Annotated in this window: 1 pseudogene; it reads left to right on the top strand. The window is 49.0% G+C overall.

Annotation, left to right across the window (positions count from 1 at the left end):
* Window positions 1-255: pseudogene (locus tag FCL47_RS24675) on the top strand (secretion system protein E); the annotation flags it as partial.

Below are 255 nucleotides of genomic sequence, written 5' to 3'. Positions count from 1 at the left end.
TCAGGAAAGGGCGGGGTTGTTCAGACTGTAAGCAGACGGGTTACAAAGGCAGAGTAGGTGTCTTTGAACTACTGGTGCTCAATGAACTGGTCCGAGATGCCATACTTGAGCAGAAAACCAGCTACGAAATACGGCAAATCAGCATTGAGCATTCCGGATTAATCACCCTGCTGGAGGATGGCCTGGTAAAGGCTGCCGCAGGCATCACCAGTATTGAAGAGATTCTACGCTGCTTACCGAAACTGAACAAACCTA

The sequence above is a fragment of the Desulfopila sp. IMCC35006 genome, from assembly GCF_005116645.1.
Taxonomy (GTDB): Bacteria; Desulfobacterota; Desulfobulbia; order Desulfobulbales; family Desulfocapsaceae; genus Desulforhopalus_A.
Note: the sequence above shows the minus strand (reverse complement) of the source record. Positions and strands in the feature narration are given on the sequence as shown.